The following is a 17,047-nucleotide window of genomic DNA, read 5'->3' as shown; positions in this document are numbered from 1 at the left end:
GGGGAGGGGAGGGGGGTTCAGGACTTACGGGCGGCCTTCCAGGTGCCCTTCAGGTACTCGCCCATGTCGAGCGTGCCGCTCATCCGGTCGCCGTCGACCGTGCCGGTGAAGGTGAACGACAGCGAGTCGCCGTGCTCCTCGCCGTAGTTGCTGCGCACCGTCACGTCGGCGCCGCTGACCGAGCCGGTCGCGTCCCGGGTGACGAAGTCGCCGCGGTGGGTGCCCTTGAGCTCTGCACCGTCCTGGCTCAGCTTCAGCTCGTGCGCCGTGGACTTGCCGGCCGTATACGTGATCTCCAGCTCCCAGGTGCCGCTCGCGTCCACGGCCGGCGGCTTCGGCGGCTCGGGTGCGGGGGGCGGGTCCTTGAGCAGCTTGACGATCTCGTCGGCGATGGTCTTGTCGTTGCCGGGTTCGAGCATGTACGGGGTGATGGACAACCCCGAGAGCGCCGGGTCGTCGCTGCCCGCGGCGTTGATGGCGATCCGCGGGGTGCCCTCCCACAGCGCGTCCACGATCGTCTGGCCCTTGACGCCCGCCTTCTCGGCGTTCCACAGCAGGTTCAGCGACGGGGTGCGGTTGGACAGGCCCTCCGGCTGCACGATCTTCGACGTCACGCCCGGCACCGCGCCGGTCACCCGCCGCGCGATGGTCTTCAGCCACGAAGTCCACCGCTCGTACTCGGCCTTGTGATCGCGGCGCACCCACATCTCCACCGCCGCGAGCATGCCCATCGCCTCTTCCTTGCCGACCTTGAAGCCGCGGGCGAAGCCGTGGTGCGGGGCGCTGTGCACCCAGGCGGCGCGCACCAGGTCCTCGCGGCCGAGCAGGATGCCGGCCGACTGCGGGCCGCGCAGCGCCTTGCCGCCGCTGTACGCGACCAGGTCGGCGCCGCGTTCGAGGTGCACGTTGGGGATGGTGAGGACCTCGGCGGCCGCGTCCACCAGCACCGGCACGTCCTTCTCGTGGGCGAGCTCGGCGATCGTCTTGGTATCCAGCTCGCTCTCGTCGACCCGCGGCATGGCGAAGATGTACACGAGCGCCGTCTGCGGGCCGAGCGCGGCCTTCAGCTCCTCGCGGGTCTCGACCTCCACGACCTTCAGGCCGACCGCGCTGATCGCCGCCTCGTACACATTCCGGGAGTGCTTCGGGATGATCGCCTCGGTCTTCGCGAAGCCGGTCAAGTCCGGTATCCGTACGTGCAGATCGGGGTTGCCGCCCGCGGTGCAGGCGGCCGACGCGTGCGTCAGCGCCGCCGCGCAGCCGGAGGCGACCATGCCGAACTCCGCCCGGGTCAGCTCGCCGAGCCGCTTGCCGACGCCGTCCGCGAGCTCGTCCAGCTGCACGTACTGCCGGGCCGCCGCGTCGATCGCGGACCGCACCTCGGGCAGGATCAGCGAGCCGCTGAGGACCGTGTACGTGCCGCGGCCGTTGATCAGCGGCCGGACCCCGATGCGCTCGTACCCGCCTTTCTGCGCCGCCGTGCCCTGCCCGCTGCCGCTCGCCGCCGCGGCCTCGCCCGCCACCAGCGGGCCCAGGGCGAGGGCGCCGCCCACGGCCGCGCTCCGCCCGAGCACCGTGCGGCGCGTGAGATTCTCTGCCGTCATCCCGGTCCCCATCCGCCTCGACAATCGTTGTGCGCTACACGCTAGAAATGGTGGCCGGTGGCGTTAAGAGCGCCGCCTTGATGCGACTATCCGCAACCCGGATGACCGCTCGTCAGCCCGCCACCAGCCGCCCCGCACCCGGCCGCGGCACCGGCCCCCGCTCGCCCAGCCGCCGGGTCCCGGCCGGCACATCGGACGCCTCGATCTCGCGCAGCAGGGTGCGGGCAGGCGGCGTCAGCGGGGCGGTGGTGGACCAGTGCACGGCCACCCGGCGCCCGCAGGGCACGTCCAGGCGGCGGGCCACGACGCCGTCGGTGTCGGTGGTGGCGACGGCGAGCAGGTTCGTCACGCCGATGCCCAGGCCGCTGCGGACCAGCGAGATGAGGGTCTGCGGCTGATTCGTCGCCTGTACGGCGTTGGGCTCCAGGCCGCGTTCGCTGAAGGCCCGGTACGTCTCGAAGCCCATCGCCTCGGGGGAGCCGAGCCGGCCGATGGTGATCAGCGGATGCCCCGCCACCTCCGCGAGCGGCAGCGGCTCCGGCAGCTCGGCGAGCGGATGGTCGGGCGGGTGCACCACGATCAGCCCCTCCCACCACAGCGGCCGCGACTCCACCGACGGGCCGGGCGGCGGCGCCATCGGCCGCAGGCAGATGTCCACTTCACCGGCGGCGAGGGCGGCGTCCAGCTCCAGCGTGGAGCGCTCCACCAGGATCACCTTGATCGCCGGGCGGGTCCGCGCCATCCGCTCCAGCAGCTGCGATACGAACGCGACGCTGGCGCTCGGATAGCTGCCGAGCGTCACCACCCCGCGCGCCGCGCCCCGGTAGCCGGCCATGGCGGCCTCGGCGCCGGCGAGCTGCCGCAGGATGGCGCGGGCGTGGTCGGCGAAGACCACGCCCGCGTCGGTCAGCCGCACCGGCCGCCGGTCGCGGTCGAACAGCGGTACTCCCGCCTCCCGTTCCAGGGCGGCGACATGCATGCTCACCCGGCCCTGCGAGCGGTGGATCACCTCCGCCGCCGCGCTGAAGCTGCCGGTGTCGACGACGCCGAGGAAGGAAACAAGCCATTCGAGGCGGAGATCCGTTCGCAGCATGCCCTTTCGTCTACCGGCCGCGGACGGCGCCCGGCAATCGGACACCGGGAATGGGAGGAGGGCCAATCCGCTTTCCGAATACGCCCGTTCGCGGGGGTTGCTTTTCGGACAGGCTCACCGCGCGCCCGGCTCCGGCGCCTCGATCTTCTTGATCCAGTACTCCCTGGCCAGCGCGTCCACCCCCGCGGGCGCCACCCCGCGCAGATGCACCACCTGTCCGTCGGTCCCGGCGATCCGGCCGTGCTTCTGCAGCTGCAGGATGTGGTACCGCTCGGGCGCGAACCCCAGCCGGACATCGACCGAGAACCGCCCGCGCGGATCCCGCTCGGCGCCGACACCGGGGCCCGCCTTGCCGCCTGCCTGCACGCTCAGCCACACCTGATACGCCACCACGATCAGCACCAGCACCGCGAGCTTGCGCAGCGTCGGGCTCGTTACGGCCCTACGAAACAGCGTCGAGGTGACCGGCATCGTCCTCATCTCCCGCCAGCAGCTCGTTCACCCGGTTCGCGGTGGCCCGGAACGCGGGCAGGGCGAGGGCTTCGTCCCACCGCCGCGGCCGCGACAGCGGCACCTCGACGATGTCCCGCACCCGGCTGGGCCGCCCGGACAGCACCACCACCCGGTCGGAGAGGAACACCGCCTCGTCCACGTCATGCGTGACGAAGAAGACCGTCGGCCGCCGGCTCTCGAAGATCCGGGTGAGGTCCTCCTGCAGCTTCCGCCGGGTCTGCGCGTCGATGGACGCGAACGGCTCGTCCATCAGCATCACCGCCGGCTCGTTCGCCAGCACCCGGGCCACCCCCAGACGCTGCTGCATGCCGCCGGACAGCTCGTGCGGATAGCGGTGCTCGAAGCCGCCGAGACCGACGAGGTCCAGATACTCCCGCGCCCGCTCGTCGCGCTCCGTCCGCGGCACACCGCGCATCCGCAGCCCGAAGACGACGTTCCCGTACGCCGTCTTCCACGGGAACAGCGCATGGCTCTGGAACACCACCCCGCGGTCAGGGCCAGGCCCCGCCACCGGCCGGCCGTCCACCACCACCGTGCCGCCGCTGAGGTCCACGAACCCGGCGACGATGTTCAGCACGGTCGTCTTGCCGCAGCCGCTCGGCCCCAGCACCGACACGAACTCGCCCTTCTCCACGCCGAAGGAGACCTCGTCGATCGCGGTGACCTCCTCACCGCTGTAGTCGTCCGTGTATGTCTTGCGCAGCCCGCTTATCTCCAGGGCGGTCATCCGTCGGCCTCCAACCTGCGTACCATTCCCCAGCGTTCGACGGTCGCCCGCTCGAACGGGGCCAGAATCAGCGCGTCCAGCGCGTACCAGAGCGCCCCGAGCACCGCCATGCCCAGGAACACCTGGCTGATGTCGCCGACCCGGCGGGCGTCGAACATCATGAAGCCGACACCGCTGGTGCCGACGATGATCTCGGCGGCCACCAGCGCCCGCCAGCCGTAACCGAGGCCGGTACGGATCCCGCCGGCCACCGACGGCAGCGCGCCGGGCACGATCACCTCCAGGAACACCCGCCACCGCCCGGCACCCAGCGACCGGGCGGCGCGGATCAGCTCCCGCGGCACCTGCTCGACGCCCGCGACGACGCTCAGCATCAGCGGGAAGACGATCGTGTACACGAGCACGAACGTCACCGACGTCAGGCTGAACCCGAACCACACGATCACGATCGGCAGCCACGCGATGTCCGCGATGGCCTGGAAGAACAGCAGGATCGGCCAGCAGAACCGGCGCAGCCGCGGCAGCATCGCCACCGCGTAACCCAGCGGCAGCCCGATCAGCAGCCCGAACCCCACCCCGTACCCGAGCCGGGTCAGCGAATCCGACAGATAGCCGGGCAGGATGCCCTTCTCCAGCAGCTCGCCGAGCTTGTCGACGACCTCGGGCGGCCCGACGAAGAACGACTCGGGGAACACCTCGAGGGCTGCCACCAGCCACCACAGCGCGATCACCGGCACGAAGGGCCCGAGGGTGCGGAAGGTGCCGGTACGGACGAGGCGGCGCCACAGCGGCGCCGGGCGGGGCGGCCGCGCGGTGGTCCGTACGGGCTTCGCGGATACCGTGGTCATCAGCGCCCCACTCCCGTCATGCCCCACCGCTGCACGGTGCGCCGCTCCAGCGGCGCCAGCAGCAGCCGGTCCATCAGCAGCCACAACACCCCGATGATCACCATCGAGGCGATGATGACGTCGGTGCGGAAGTACTTCTGCGCCTGGAACAGGGCATAGCCGAGGCCCGCGTCGGACGCGATGATCTCGGCGGCCACCAGCCCGCGCCAGCCGTATCCGAGGCCGACCCGCAGCCCGGTCACGATGCTCGGCAGCGCGCCGGGCAGCAGCACCTCGGTGAACATCCGGGTGCGGGACGTGCCCATACTCCGGGCGGCGCGCAGCAGTTGCAGCGGGATCTGCCGCACGCCCAGCATCGCGTTGTAGGTGAGCGCGAAGAACATCGCGTTCCACACGATGAAGATCACCGCGCGGTCCCCGTACCCGAACCACAGCGTCGCCACCGGAATCCAGGCGATGCCCGCCAGCGCCACCGAGAACCGCAGCAGCGGCGCGAAGAACGCCGACAGCAGCCGGCTCGACCCGAGCGCGATCCCGAACGGCAGCGCCGTCACCAGCGCCAGGACGATCCCCAGTCCCATCCGCCTGAGGCTCGCGCCCAGATGGCGGAACAGATCGCCGCTCGAGGCCATGTCACCGATCGCCGCCGCCACGTCGCCGACCTGCGGGAACACCCGCATCGGCGTCCCGGCCGCGGCGACCGCGACCGCCCACACCGCCACCAGCACGGCCAGCGGCCCGACGAACCACAGCGCCGGGCCGACCCTTCGCGCCCCGGGCTTCACCGACTGCGCCGTCACGACGGGCAGGCCTTGGAAGCGGAGCCGCGCTCGAAGGTGTAGCCGCGCTCGATCCCGGCGGCTTCAGGCACCGGCGGCAGATCGGCGAAGAGCTTGCTGCTCTTCGACATCACGTCGAGGATCGGCTCCGGGTCGAAGTACTTGCCGACGTCGAATCCGGACTTCACATCGCCCTGCGCGGCCAGCAGCCGGGCCAGGGTGTCGAGGGCGAGGTAGTTGCAGGCGGAGAAGCGCGGGTCGAGCTGCTTGACGTTGTGCTTCATCGCCTCGCGCGCCACGGCCTTCTTCGTGCCCGGCAGCCAGCGGGTCGCGGAATCCGCCGCGTCCTGCGGGTTCTTGCGCATCCACTGGTCGGTCCTGGCCCGTGCGGTGAGGAAGCGCCGCACCTCCTCCGGGTGCTTCTTGGCGTACTCGGGCGTGGTGACGATGTAGCCGACGAACGGAATGTAACCGCCGCCGCGCAGCACCTCCTTGGCGCCCGGCACCGAGTCGGTGATGGAGATCGGGAACGGATCCCAGACGATCGCCACGTCGATGCCGCCGGTCTTCAGCGCCACCGCCATGTCCGGCGGCTCGGTGTTCACGATCTTCACGTCGCTGGTCTTGAGCCCGGCCTTGTCCAGCACGCCCAGCAGATACAGGTGGTTGATCGACCCCTCGGAGACGCCGATCTTCTTGCCCTTCAGCGACGACAGCTCCTTGCTGACGCCGGACTTGGAGCCCGCCACCACCGCCATCGTCTCGTCGATGCTGCGCTGGCTCGCCGACCCGGTGTAGTTGCCGACCAGCGCCAGGTCGATGCCCTTCTGCGCCGCGGCGATGGCCGGGGTGCCGACCTGCACGAAGTCGACCTCACCGGCCTGCAGCGCGTTGAGGGCGTCCACGCCGGTCGGATACGGCTGGGCCAGCTTGACGTTGAGGTTCTCCTCGTCGAAATAGCCGGCCTCGACCCCGGCCGGCAGCCCGACCTGGTCGATGGCCGACACATACCCCGCTTTGACCTGCGTGGGCTCGGCGCCGCCGGCGCCGGCCACGTCGTCGTCCACGGTCGATCCGTCGGAACACCCCGCGAGCAGCAGCATCCCCGAGCATGCCGCCACCAGGGCCTGGCGTATGGCGCTACCCATGACTTCTCATCTCCTGATCGGTCTCCGGTTGACGGGTGGTTTCTCGGCGCCGATCGCGGCGTCGACGACGCCGCGGTGCGGTATGGGGGTGACGGCGCCGGGCCCGGTCGTGGTGAGCGCGGCCGCGACCGCCGCGTAGTGCGCCGCTTCCACGGGCGACGCGCCGCCGGTCAGCCGCGCCGCGAACGCGCCGTCGAAGGTGTCGCCGGCCCCGGTGGAGTCCACCGGCGTCACCGGGTGCGGCGGGATCCGGGTCACCTGGCCGTCGTGCGCCAGCAGCACCCCCTGCGCGCCCAGCTTCAGCGCCACGATCGACGGGCCGCGCCGCACGAAGGCGTCGAGCACCTCCTCGGGCTCCTGCAGCCCGGTGATCACCCGGCCCTCCTCCAGATTCGGCAGCGCGATGTCGCACAGCTCCACGCTGCGCAGCACCACCGCCCGGGCCCGCTCGGCGGGCCACAGCGCGGGCCGCAGATTCGGGTCGTACGAGATCAGCGTCGACGCCCGCCGCGCCGTCTCCATGGCGTGGAACGCCGCGTCGCAGGCGGAGGGGGAGATCGCCTGGGTGATCCCGGACAGGTGCAGCAGCCGGGCCCCGGCGATCGCCTCCTCGGGGATGTCCTCGGGTGCGAGCCGGCTGGCGGGGGAGTGGGCCCGGTAGTACGTGAACGAACTCGCCGACGGCGTACGGGCGATGAAATAGATCCCGGTGCGGCCACCCGGCTCGCGGATCACCTGCTCGGTCGCGACGCCCTCGCGCTCCCACAGCCGGACGAAGGCGTCCCCGAAGTCGTCGTCCCCGATCCGGGTGACGTACCCCGCGCGGGCCCCTGAACGGGCCGCGGCGATCGCCGTGTTGCTCGTATCTCCGCCGTACCCGACGGCGAAGGCGGTACCGGCCGCGACGGGCTCGTCCGCGGCACCGGTGGAATTGAACTCCAGCAGCGGCTCGCCGACCGCGATGACATCCATGCGCCGCCTCAGATCCGGTTGTACTTCTCGAGCCCGCCGCGCAGCGAACCCGACTCGAGGATCAGCGCGGTCTGCTCCCGCTCCCGCCGCTCGATGTCCTGGGCGGCCTCGAGCACCTTGTCGACGAGATGCGCGGGCACGCACACCACGCCGTCGCTGTCGGCGACGATCAGATCCCCGGGGGAGACGGCCGCGCCGCCGATCTCCACCGGCTCATTGAGGAATACGGTCCGATAGCGGCCCACGGTCGTCGCCGGAACGGCCCCGCGCGCATAGACGGCGAAGTCCGGATAGTCCCGCCGGATCTCCTCCACGTCCCGCACACCGCCGTCCAGCACCGCCCCGGCGATACGGTTCGCCACGGCCCCGGCGGTCATCAGCCCGCCCCATATGGCGACTTCGGCGCCGCCGGCGGCTATGCACACCACACTTCCCGGCGCCGATTCGTCGATGGCCTGCAGCGCGTGCTCCGGCGGCGCGGGTTCGGGGGAGGGGACCTCCTGGACGGTCACGGCGGGCCCGACAAGTTTCCGGCCGGGGAGAACCTGCCGGATGCTGCCCGCGAGAAAGCCCCGCAGTCCGTGCTGCTCGACGGCATCGGCGACCGAGGCGGTGGCAATGGAACGGAAAGCCTCGACGGTCTCGTCAGGAATCGTGGCCATGTGGGGTGAGCTCCCGTCTGCTTCGCCGGCGAGGGGACCGCCGGACGGAATTGATACGGCTCGCGCACGGCGCCGTACGGAATGCGTTGACTTCCGCCCGGCGAACACTAGGAGCGACGCGGTCGCGCGTTAATCCTCGGTCGCGGATGCCGGTATCCGGCTCGCGGATGTCCACGGCCATTCGGGCACCGGCAGCTTGCCCAATGTCTCCCTGACGGCCTCCACCGCGGGTGAGACCTCGCCCAGCCGCCACCAAGTGGCCACGACGCGCTCGCAGTTCGCGTCGCTGATCGGCACCAGGGCGACGCCGGAGGTGTCCGCGGTGGTCATGGCGAGTGCGTTGGTGACGCCGACGCCCAGGCCGTGCCGTACCAGCGAGATGAGCGTCTGCGGCTGGTTGGTGCGTTCGCAGATCACCGGCTGCAGCCCGAGGTTGGCGAAGGCGAGGTTGGTCTCGTACTGCCGGCTGTGTCCGTCGTCGCTCTCCCCGATGCTGATGACCGGCAGCGCGGCCGTACGGGCGAGGGTCACGCCGCTCGCGGTGGCGAGGGGGTGATCGTCCCGGAAGACGGCGACGAGCGGCTCGCGCCACAGCACCTGACTGGCCACCCGGTCGGAGTTGACCAGCGGATGCAGCGGCCGTACGGCCAGGTCGACGCTCCCGTCGGTGAGCCGCTGCCCCAGCTCGATGCTCGGCCCCTCGTGCAGCACGAGCCGCACCTGCGGATGGGTGGCCCGCAAGGCCCGTACCACCCGGGGATACAGATACGCGGCCACGCTCGGATAGCAGCCGAGCCGGACCGTGCCGCACACCGTGCCGTCGGCGAGCTCGGCCAGCAGGTCGAGACGTCGGATGATTTCCTCGGCGTGCGGCAGCAGCCCCCGCCCCTCCGGGGTGAGGATGGCCGGCTGCACGGACCGGTCCACCAGGCGTCGCCCCACCAGCCGCTCCAGCGCGGCCACATGGCTGCTCACCCGCGGCTGCGACCGGTACAGCGCCTTGGCCGCGGCGGAGAAGCTGCCGTGGTGGGCGACCGCGACGAAGCTGGCTATCCAGTCGATTCGGTAGTGGTGCACGCTGCTGAGGTCCATGGCCGCCCTCCGATCACCGTGATCGGAAAGCACGCTACCCGCGGGACAGCGCGGCGTGAACGGCACGTGATCGGCGGAGCCACCGCGCCCGGCGGACATCAGCGGATGAACTGGTCGACGTAGCCGCCGCCGAGCCCCACCTTCTCGTAGTGCGCCCGGCACATGTCGATCTTCGTGAAGGTGTCCTCGTACCCGGTCTGGACGCCGTTCTCGTCCACGTAGGCCATGGCCCCGTTGATGTTGAAGAACGTGATCATTTCGTCGCAGTCCGGCGGCACCGCGAGCGTGTGGATCTCGCCGGGCGGCTCGTACACGAAGTGTCCGGCCTCGGCGACCCAATCATGCTCGTAGTAATGCCACTTGCCCTTGACGACGTATCCGAAGACCACCCCCGGATGCCGGTGCCGGGAAACAATTCCGGAGGCAGTCACCTTCAGCAGATTGCACCACTGCCCGGTGACGGTATTGAACATCAGCGGCCGGAACCACACATTCGGCGCCTGCGGAACCCATACCCGGTCGTCGTCGGGCATGGCGGCCACGGCGATTTCGGGGGGCACCACGGAAGACGTGGGAATGACAGCCCCGGCAGCATCAGACGAACCCATGCGAAAGACCCCTCTCAGGCGCGTACGACGAAACAACCCCTCAACTCAGAAAGCGCAGCAAACTCAGCAAGCTCAGCAAGCGAGATAACCACCGTCAACAGCCAGCACCGCCCCGGTAATGAACGTCGCATCGGGCCCGGCAAGAAAGGAAACGGCCCCCGCCACATCCGCGGGAGTGCCCCAGCGCCGCATCGGCGTCCGGTCGATGATGCGCCGGCTGGTCGCCTCGCTCTCGTGCAGATCCCGGGTCAGGCCGGTACGGATCCAGCCCGGCGCGACCGCGTTCACGCGGATTCCCTGCCCGGCCCAGGCGACGGCGAGGGACTTCGTCAGCTGCATGACGCCGCCCTTGCTGGAGCTGTAGGCGGGCACCCGCGCGCCGCCGAAGTAGCTCAGCATGGAGGCGATATTGACGATGCAGCCGCGGGATTGGGCAAGGGCCGTCCGGGCTCCCGTGCACATGTGCATGGTGCCGGTGAGGTTCACATTGACCACATGCGCGAAGGTCCCCGGGTCGAACTCCTCGTCCCGGGCGATGATCCCGGCGGCGTTCACCAGCACATGCAGCTCGTCCAGCCCGCCGAGGAAGCGGCTCAGCTCCTCCCCGTGCGTGACATCGAGCTCCACCGTCTCGATCCGCCCGGCGGGTGCGCTCTCGCCCACGCCCCCCTCCTCATCCGAAGCGACCGCGGCGGGCAGCCCGACGGCGATGACCCGGTCCCCGTCCGCGGCGAACCGCCGCCCGATCGCGGCACCGATCCCACTGGTCCCGCCGGTCACGACCACGGTCCTCCGGCCGGCCCGCCCCGCCTGGTCCTGCTGCACGTCGGTCTCCTTCGGCACTCGACTGATGCGAGTGCAGCACAGCGCCTGGCGGGGCGTCAGGTCTCATCCGCGGGAGGCATGGGGGCTATTCGGTTGTGGCGGAGGGCTCGCCTCAGGCGGCCCGGCTGCGGAAGGCCAGCACCGCGTTGTGGCCGCCGAACCCGAAGGAGTTGGACAGCGCGACCCCGGGCGACTCCAGCGCCCGCGGCGCACCGGTGACCACGTCGAGGCCGAGGTCCGGCTCGGGCTCGGTCAGCCCCGCGGTCGGCGGAATCAGCCCATGATGCAGCGTCAGCACGGTCGCCACGGCCTCAACACCCCCGGCGCCGCCCTGGAGATGACCGAGGGCACCCTTGGGTGCGGTGACCGGAACGGCATCCGGCCCGAAGAGGCTGCGCACCGCGGCCGCCTCCGCCGCGTCCCCGACCGGGGTGGCGGTGGCGTGCGCGTTGATGTGGACCACATCGGCCGCCTCGGCCTGCGCCGAGTCCAGCGCCTTGCGTACGGCCTCGATGATGCCGGTGCCCTCCGGCTCCGGCGCCGTCATGTGGTGCGCGTCGGCGGAGACACCCCAGCCCGCCGCCTCGCAGTAGATACGGGCGCCCCGGGCAAGAGCGTGCTCCTCGTCCTCGAGCACCAGGAAGCCGGCGCCCTCGCCGAGGACGAAGCCGTCCCGGTCCCGGTCGAACGGCCTGGCGGCGCCCTCGGGGCCGTCGGCGGCCGGGGACAGCGCCCGCATGTTCGCGAAGCCCGCCATGATCTCCGGCGTGATCACCGCTTCGGTGCCACCGGCCACCATGACGTCCACATGCCCGTCGCGGATACGGTCGACGGCCAGGCCGATCGCCTCGGTCCCGGAGGCGCAGGCGGCCACGACGGTACGGGCCTCACCGCGCGCCCCGAGCTCGATGGCGATGTGCGCGGCGGACGCGTTGGGCACGAGCATGGGCGTGGTGTGCGGGGAGACCCGCCGGGCGCCCTTGTCGGTCAGCGAACGATGCGCGTCGACCATCACCGGCGCACCGCCGATGATCGTGCCGACGGATACGCCGACCCGCTCGGACTCGACGGCGGCCGACTCGAGCCCCGCGTCGGACCAGGCCTCGCGCGCGGTGAGGACCGCGAACTGCGTCGAGCGGTTCATCGTCCGCGCCTGGCTGCGCGGCAGTACGTCGGCGGGGTCCAGCGCGGCGGTCGCGGCCACCTTGACGGGCAGCTCCGCGAACTCCGCACCGGTCAGCTCGCGCGCCCCCGACACCCCGGCGAGCAGCCCCTCCCAGGTGCTCGCGGCGTCACCGCCGAGCGGGCTGATGGCGCCCACACCGGTGACGACGACCTTGCGGCGCCGCGGCCGGGCGGGTTCCGGAGCGGTCTGGCCGACCTGGGCCGGGTCGACCCGCTCCATGAGTACGTCCACGGAGTCGAACCGCCGCATCCGGCGACGGAGCCCGGGACCGCCGTCCAGCGGCCGCAGGCTGAGGTCTATGTGCTCCTCGCCGGCCGGTTCGGTGGCCATCACCACCAGTCGCTGTCCGATGCCGGCCAGCAGGACGTCACCGGGGACGAGTTCGCCGCCGGTGCAGGTGTGGATGGTGCGGGACTGATGCTGCGCGTGAGCGTTCACGGTGGTTCCTTGGGCAGGGGAAGGAAGGGCAGAACGGACATATCGACCGTCCCGATGGCATCAGTGTTGCCACGTCCCTCCGCTCGCCGGGGTGGTGCAGATCACTTCGGCGCGCCGTATGTGCCATCTCGGGCCGATGGTCCCGGCGTCGCGTGACATTCGCCGGGCCGCGGGTGGGCAAAAGTCCCGCCGACCCCCGTGATCCGGAGCACCCTCATGCTGTTTAATTGCGACAGCTTTGCAATAACAGTCGATCTTCAACAGGGGTGTGGGGCATGTCGGCCCGTGGCGCACGGACGCTGGTGGCAGCAGCGGTACTCGGATCGGTCGCGGCGGGGGCCGCGGCCTGCTCGGATCCATCGAAGCCCGGTGCCGCCGGGAGGTCGAAGGACTCGGCCGTCGTCGGCGTCGCGTACGAGCCGGACACCCTGAGCCCGCTGCTCGGATACGGCAAGGACGGGAACTCCAAGATTTTCGACGGCCTGCTGACCCGGGACGCCGACATGCGGCTGCGGCCGGCCCTCGCGGCCGCGCTGCCCGAGGTCGGCGATGGCGGCAAGACCTACACGTACCGGCTCCGCAAGGGCGTGAAGTTCTCCGACGGCAAGCCGTTCACCGCCCAGGACGTCGTCTTCACGTACGACACGATCCTCGACCCGAAGACCAACAACCCCTCCAAGGGCGAGCTGGACGCGGTGCGGGACGTCGAGGCCAAGGGCGACCACACCGTCGTCTTCCGCCTGAAGTACCCGTACGCCGCCTTCGCCGAGCGCACCGTGCTGCCGATCGCACCGAAGCACGCCGCCGGCAACGGCGACGTCAACACCGGCCCGTTCAACACCAAGCCGATAGGCACCGGCCCGTACACCCTGGCCGGCTGGAGCAAGGGCGAGAAGCTCTCCTTCAAGGCGAACCCCCGCTACTGGGGCCCGAAGCCGAAGGTCCGCAAGCTCACCATGGCGATCATCATGGACGACGACATCCGCGCCACCCGGCTGCGCGCCGGCGACCTCGACGGCGCCATCCTGCCGCCGAACCTCGCCAAGGCCTTCAAGGGCGAGCAGGGCCAGAAGACTCTTGCCGCGGAGACCGCCGACCACCGCGCGGTCACCCTCCCCACCGGCAACCCGGTCACCGGCGACAAGGCCGTCCGCCGCGCCCTCGACATCGGCGTCGACCGCAAGGCGATGGTCGACGGGCTCCTCGAAGGTGCAGGCCACGCCGCCTACGGCCCGGTCCCGACCACCAGCGAATGGTTCGCCAAGGGCACCGAGCGCGCCCACGACCCCGCCCGCGCCAAGCGGATCCTCACCGACGGCGGCTGGAAGCCGGGCGCCGGCGGCATCCGCACCAAGGACGGCAAGCGCGCCGCCTTCACCCTCTGGTACCCGGCGGGCGACAAGCTCCGCCAGCAGCACGCCCTCGCCTTCGCCGCCGACGCCAAGAAGCTCGGCGTCGACGCCAAGGTGGAGAGCGGCAGCTGGGAGGTGATCGAACCGCGCATGAAGCGCGACGCGGTCCTCGCCGGCGGCGGCAGCCCCGCCGACCCCGACTTCGACCTGCACGGCATGCTGCACTCCTCCCTCGCCGGGGAGGGCTTCAACAACATGGCCTCGTACGACAACCCGGCCGTCGACGCCGCCCTGGAGAAGGGCCGGCAGAGCGGCAAGAAGGCCGAGCGGAAGAAGTCCTACGACACGGTCCAGCGCGAACTCGCCAAGGACCCCGGCTACATCTTCCTCACCCACATCGACCACCTCTACGTGATCGGCGACCGCTGGCAGAACCTCACCACCCAGATCGAGCCGCACGACCACGGCTACGGCACCGGCCCGTGGTGGAACGCCGAGAGCTGGCAGCCGAAGCAGTGACCGCCGCCCGCCCCCTCCCGTACACGGCGATGGCACGCATGGCCGGGCGCCGCCTGCTGCACGCGGCGCCCGTGCTGCTCGCCGTCACCTTCGGCGTCTTCGCCATCGCCGCGGCCTCACCCTTCGACCCGGTCAAGGCCTACGCCGGCACCGCCGGAATGACCGCCTCGAAGGAGGCCCTCGCCGACCTGCGCGCCAACCTGGGCGCCGACCAGCCGTTCGCCGCCCGCTGGTGGGACTGGCTGACCACCGCCCTGTCGGGGGACCTCGGCGACTCCACCAGCATGCGGCAGCCGGTCGCCGCCGTGATCGGCGAACGCATCGGCTGGACGATGCTGCTGTGCGCGGTCGCGTTCGCCGCCGCCGTGGTGGTGGGCACGCTGCTCGGCGTGCTCGCCGCCCGCCGCCGCGGCGGCCTCCTCGACCGTACGGTCACCTCGCTCGCGTACAGCCTCGAGGCCGCGCCGCCGTTCTGGCTCGGGCTGCTCGCCGTCTGGCTGTTCGCGCTCCAGCTGGGCGTGCTGCCCGCCGGCGGACTCACCGACACCGGCACCGACACGGCCACCTTCGGCCAGGTCGGCAGCCATCTGCTGCTGCCCGCGTCGGTGCTGGCCGTATCGCAGCTGCCGTGGTTCGTGCTCTACGTACGCCAAGGCGTCGGCGACGCCCTGGACGAGGACCCGGTGCGCGGCGCCAAGGCCCGCGGCCTCGCCCCGCGTACGGTGCTCTTCGGCCATGCGCTGCGCTCCGGCCTGCTGCCCGTCCTCACCCTCATCGGCACCCGCGTCCCGGAACTCATCACCGGCGCGCTGCTGATCGAGACCGTGTTCAGCTGGCCCGGTATCGCCGCCGCCACCGTGGAGGCGGCCACCGGGGTCGACTTCCCGCTGCTGGCCGCGCTGACCGTACTGGCGACGGCGGCGGTGCTGCTCGGCAACCTGATCTCCGACCTGCTGTACGGACTGGCCGACCCGAGGGTGGGCTTCGATGGCTGACTCCCTGACAGGGGCGGGCGCCGGTGCCGGCGGCTGGCGCACCCGCGGCGCCAAGCGCCGCTCCGCCCGCACCCTGCGCATACGTACGTCCAGCGCGATCGTGATCCTGGTGGTCCTGGCCGTGCTCGTCGTACCGCCCCTCGCGCAACTCGACCAGCAGGCGGTCGACATCACCGCCAAGCTGAACCCGCCGTCGTGGTCCCACCTCTTCGGCACCGACGACGTCGGCCGCGACGTGCTGCTGCGCTGCGTCTACGGGCTGCGCGTCTCGCTGCTCGTCGGCGTGGTCGCCGCGCTGGTTGCCACCGTGATCGGCACCGCCGTCGGAGCCCTCGCGGGGGCGCTGGGCGGCCGCCTCGACCGTCTGGTGATGCGCCTGGTCGACACCTTCTCGTCCGTGCCGCACCTGCTGCTCGGCATCTTCATCGTGGCGATGTTCCGCCCCGGTGTCTGGCCAGTGATCATCTCCGTAGGGCTGACCCACTGGGTCTCGACCGCCCGCATCGTCCGCGCCGAAGTCCTCTCCCTGCGCGGCCGCCCGTTCATCGACGCCGCCATCTCGGGCGGTGCGTCCCGCCGGCGGGTGGCCGTGCGGCACCTGATCCCCGGCGTGCTGCCGCAGGCGGCGCTCGCCGCGGTGCTGATGGTGCCGCACGCCATCTGGCACGAAAGCGCCCTGTCGTTCCTGGGCCTCGGCCTGCCCGCCCATACCGCGAGCCTCGGCGCCATGGTCTCCGGCGGCCGCGGCGCGCTGCTGGCGGGGGACTGGTGGCCGGTCGCCTTCCCCGGCCTGTTCATCGTCGTCCCCACCCTTGCCGTCGCGGGACTCGCCGCCGCCTGGCGCGAACGCCTCAATCCGCGCCGCCAATCGGAGCTGATGCTGTGACCGCCGCCAACGCCGAGCAGCCGCCGCTGCTGTCCGTACGCGAGATGTCCGTCCGCTTCCGCATGCGCGCAGGACGGCACATCGCCGCCGTCAACGACGTCTCCTTCGACCTGAAGGCGGGGGAGTGCCTGGCCCTGGTCGGCGAAAGCGGCTGCGGCAAATCCGTCCTCGCCTCCGCACTCCTCGGCCTCCTCCCGGAGAACGCCGACACCACCGGCACCGCCACTCTCGACGACGGCCTGGAACTCCTGGGTGCGGACGAGCAGCATCTCGCCCGCAGGGTCCGCGGCCGCCGGATCGGCCTGATCCCGCAGTCCCCGGCGGCCCACCTCACCCCGGTCCGTACCGTCCGCTCGCAACTGGCCGAAACGATCCGGGAACTGACGGACACCCCGAAGGCAGGCCTGGCCGAAGCCACCGAAAAGGCCGCCGCCCGCGCCCACTTCCCGCCCGGCCACCTCGACCGTCATCCGCACGAACTCTCCGGCGGCCTGGCCCAGCGCGCCGCCACCGCGCTGGCGCTGGTCGGCGGAGCCCCACTGCTGATCGCCGACGAACCCACCACCGGCCTGGACCGCGACCTCGTCGACTCCACCGTCGACGAACTCCGCCGCCACGTCGACGCCGGCCACGCCCTGCTGATCATCACCCACGACCTCGCCGCGGCCGAACGCATCGCGGACCGGGTGGCGGTCATGTACGCGGGCAGGATCGCCGAAACGGCCGAGGCGAAAGCCTTTTTCACGGACCCCGGCCCCCGCCACCCCTACGCCCACGCCCTCCTGAACGCCCTCCCGGAG

Annotated in this window: 17 protein-coding genes; 4 read left to right on the top strand and 13 right to left on the bottom strand. The window is 71.5% G+C overall.

Translation table 11 applies throughout. From position 1 onward, the window contains the following. Positions 1-17: 17 nt before the first annotated feature. The 13 genes from G5C51_RS29885 to G5C51_RS29825 all read right to left on the bottom strand — a co-directional run bounded on the left by G5C51_RS29885 (position 18) and on the right by G5C51_RS29825 (position 12,495). Positions 18-1,604 carry an aminotransferase class V-fold PLP-dependent enzyme gene (locus G5C51_RS29885; RefSeq protein WP_206314474.1) on the bottom strand — a complete coding sequence of 529 codons (1,587 nt, stop codon included), beginning with the start codon at positions 1,602-1,604 and terminating at the stop codon, positions 18-20. A gap of 112 nt (positions 1,605-1,716) precedes the next feature. After that, a complete protein-coding gene (locus G5C51_RS29880) occupies positions 1,717-2,697 on the bottom strand; it encodes a LysR family transcriptional regulator (RefSeq protein WP_165241718.1) in 981 nt (326 codons plus the stop codon). 114 nt (positions 2,698-2,811) lie between these two features. After that, positions 2,812-3,168, bottom strand: a complete 357-nt coding sequence (locus G5C51_RS29875) for a hypothetical protein (protein ID WP_165241716.1) — start codon at positions 3,166-3,168, stop codon at positions 2,812-2,814. Further along, the gene (locus tag G5C51_RS29870; RefSeq protein WP_165241714.1) at positions 3,140-3,937 is read right to left on the bottom strand and encodes an ABC transporter ATP-binding protein; all 798 of its coding nucleotides are present in this window, start codon (positions 3,935-3,937) and stop codon (positions 3,140-3,142) included. Before G5C51_RS29870 ends, G5C51_RS29875 begins: the two co-directional genes overlap by 29 nt. Beyond that, positions 3,934-4,785, bottom strand: coding sequence for an ABC transporter permease (locus tag G5C51_RS29865; protein WP_165241712.1), 852 nt, complete (start codon positions 4,783-4,785; stop codon positions 3,934-3,936). Before G5C51_RS29865 ends, G5C51_RS29870 begins: the two co-directional genes overlap by 4 nt. Beyond that, entirely contained in the window at positions 4,785-5,585 is an 801-nt protein-coding gene (locus G5C51_RS29860; protein ID WP_338118350.1) for an ABC transporter permease, read from the bottom strand. The genes G5C51_RS29865 and G5C51_RS29860 overlap by 1 nt, the downstream gene beginning before the upstream one ends. Continuing rightward, a complete protein-coding gene (locus G5C51_RS29855; protein WP_165241710.1) occupies positions 5,582-6,712 on the bottom strand; it encodes an ABC transporter substrate-binding protein in 1,131 nt (376 codons plus the stop codon). Before G5C51_RS29855 ends, G5C51_RS29860 begins: the two co-directional genes overlap by 4 nt. A 6-nt stretch (positions 6,713-6,718) precedes the next feature. Next, a complete protein-coding gene (locus G5C51_RS29850) occupies positions 6,719-7,684 on the bottom strand; it encodes a sugar kinase (RefSeq protein ID WP_165241708.1) in 966 nt (321 codons plus the stop codon). Between the two features lie 8 nt (positions 7,685-7,692). Further along, positions 7,693-8,346 (bottom strand): RraA family protein, encoded by a 654-nt coding sequence (locus G5C51_RS29845; protein ID WP_165241706.1) that lies wholly within the window; start codon positions 8,344-8,346, stop codon positions 7,693-7,695. Between the two features lie 129 nt (positions 8,347-8,475). Continuing rightward, on the bottom strand, positions 8,476-9,438 hold the full coding sequence (locus tag G5C51_RS29840; protein ID WP_165241704.1) for a LysR family transcriptional regulator: 963 nt from the start codon (positions 9,436-9,438) through the stop codon (positions 8,476-8,478). 98 nt (positions 9,439-9,536) lie between these two features. Further along, positions 9,537-10,001, bottom strand: a complete 465-nt coding sequence (locus tag G5C51_RS29835; protein WP_338118349.1) for a 2,4'-dihydroxyacetophenone dioxygenase family protein — start codon at positions 9,999-10,001, stop codon at positions 9,537-9,539. A gap of 117 nt (positions 10,002-10,118) precedes the next feature. Next, positions 10,119-10,871, bottom strand: coding sequence for an SDR family oxidoreductase (locus G5C51_RS29830; protein WP_165241700.1), 753 nt, complete (start codon positions 10,869-10,871; stop codon positions 10,119-10,121). A gap of 112 nt (positions 10,872-10,983) precedes the next feature. Beyond that, positions 10,984-12,495 carry a beta-ketoacyl-[acyl-carrier-protein] synthase family protein gene (locus G5C51_RS29825; RefSeq protein WP_338118348.1) on the bottom strand — a complete coding sequence of 504 codons (1,512 nt, stop codon included), beginning with the start codon at positions 12,493-12,495 and terminating at the stop codon, positions 10,984-10,986. A 275-nt stretch (positions 12,496-12,770) separates the two neighbouring features. On the opposite strand from G5C51_RS29825, the gene G5C51_RS29820 reads away from it, so the two are divergent. The 4 genes from G5C51_RS29820 to G5C51_RS29805 all read left to right on the top strand — a co-directional run. Continuing rightward, positions 12,771-14,366 carry an ABC transporter substrate-binding protein gene (locus G5C51_RS29820; protein WP_165241698.1) on the top strand — a complete coding sequence of 532 codons (1,596 nt, stop codon included), beginning with the start codon at positions 12,771-12,773 and terminating at the stop codon, positions 14,364-14,366. A gap of 29 nt (positions 14,367-14,395) precedes the next feature. Continuing rightward, a complete protein-coding gene (locus G5C51_RS29815; protein WP_165241722.1) occupies positions 14,396-15,361 on the top strand; it encodes an ABC transporter permease in 966 nt (321 codons plus the stop codon). Then, positions 15,354-16,247 carry an ABC transporter permease gene (locus G5C51_RS29810; RefSeq protein ID WP_165241696.1) on the top strand — a complete coding sequence of 298 codons (894 nt, stop codon included), beginning with the start codon at positions 15,354-15,356 and terminating at the stop codon, positions 16,245-16,247. Before G5C51_RS29815 ends, G5C51_RS29810 begins: the two co-directional genes overlap by 8 nt. A gap of 44 nt (positions 16,248-16,291) precedes the next feature. Then, the coding region (locus G5C51_RS29805; protein ID WP_165241720.1) for an ATP-binding cassette domain-containing protein at positions 16,292-17,047 on the top strand (756 nt) is incomplete at its 3' end.

Origin of the sequence: Streptomyces coryli, from assembly GCF_011044975.1 — a bacterium.
Taxonomy (GTDB): domain Bacteria; phylum Actinomycetota; class Actinomycetes; order Streptomycetales; family Streptomycetaceae; genus Streptomyces; species Streptomyces coryli.
This window is presented reverse-complemented; position numbering and strand designations above follow the sequence as displayed.

What these genes read in the sequence shown, in the direction of transcription:
- G5C51_RS29850 (WP_165241708.1), bottom strand. Translation starts at nt 7,684, where the DNA reads ATGGATGTCATCGCGGTCGGCGAGCCGCTGCTGGAGTTCAATTCCACC.
- G5C51_RS29855 (WP_165241710.1), bottom strand. Translation starts at nt 6,712, where the DNA reads ATGGGTAGCGCCATACGCCAGGCCCTGGTGGCGGCATGCTCGGGGATG.
- G5C51_RS29875 (WP_165241716.1), bottom strand. Translation starts at nt 3,168, where the DNA reads ATGCCGGTCACCTCGACGCTGTTTCGTAGGGCCGTAACGAGCCCGACG.
- G5C51_RS29810 (WP_165241696.1), top strand. Translation starts at nt 15,354, where the DNA reads ATGGCTGACTCCCTGACAGGGGCGGGCGCCGGTGCCGGCGGCTGGCGC.
- G5C51_RS29880 (WP_165241718.1), bottom strand. Translation starts at nt 2,697, where the DNA reads ATGCTGCGAACGGATCTCCGCCTCGAATGGCTTGTTTCCTTCCTCGGC.
- G5C51_RS29885 (WP_206314474.1), bottom strand. Translation starts at nt 1,604, where the DNA reads ATGACGGCAGAGAATCTCACGCGCCGCACGGTGCTCGGGCGGAGCGCG.
- G5C51_RS29865 (WP_165241712.1), bottom strand. Translation starts at nt 4,785, where the DNA reads ATGACCACGGTATCCGCGAAGCCCGTACGGACCACCGCGCGGCCGCCC.
- G5C51_RS29840 (WP_165241704.1), bottom strand. Translation starts at nt 9,438, where the DNA reads ATGGACCTCAGCAGCGTGCACCACTACCGAATCGACTGGATAGCCAGC.
- G5C51_RS29870 (WP_165241714.1), bottom strand. Translation starts at nt 3,937, where the DNA reads ATGACCGCCCTGGAGATAAGCGGGCTGCGCAAGACATACACGGACGAC.
- G5C51_RS29815 (WP_165241722.1), top strand. Translation starts at nt 14,396, where the DNA reads ATGGCACGCATGGCCGGGCGCCGCCTGCTGCACGCGGCGCCCGTGCTG.
- G5C51_RS29820 (WP_165241698.1), top strand. Translation starts at nt 12,771, where the DNA reads ATGTCGGCCCGTGGCGCACGGACGCTGGTGGCAGCAGCGGTACTCGGA.
- G5C51_RS29845 (WP_165241706.1), bottom strand. Translation starts at nt 8,346, where the DNA reads ATGGCCACGATTCCTGACGAGACCGTCGAGGCTTTCCGTTCCATTGCC.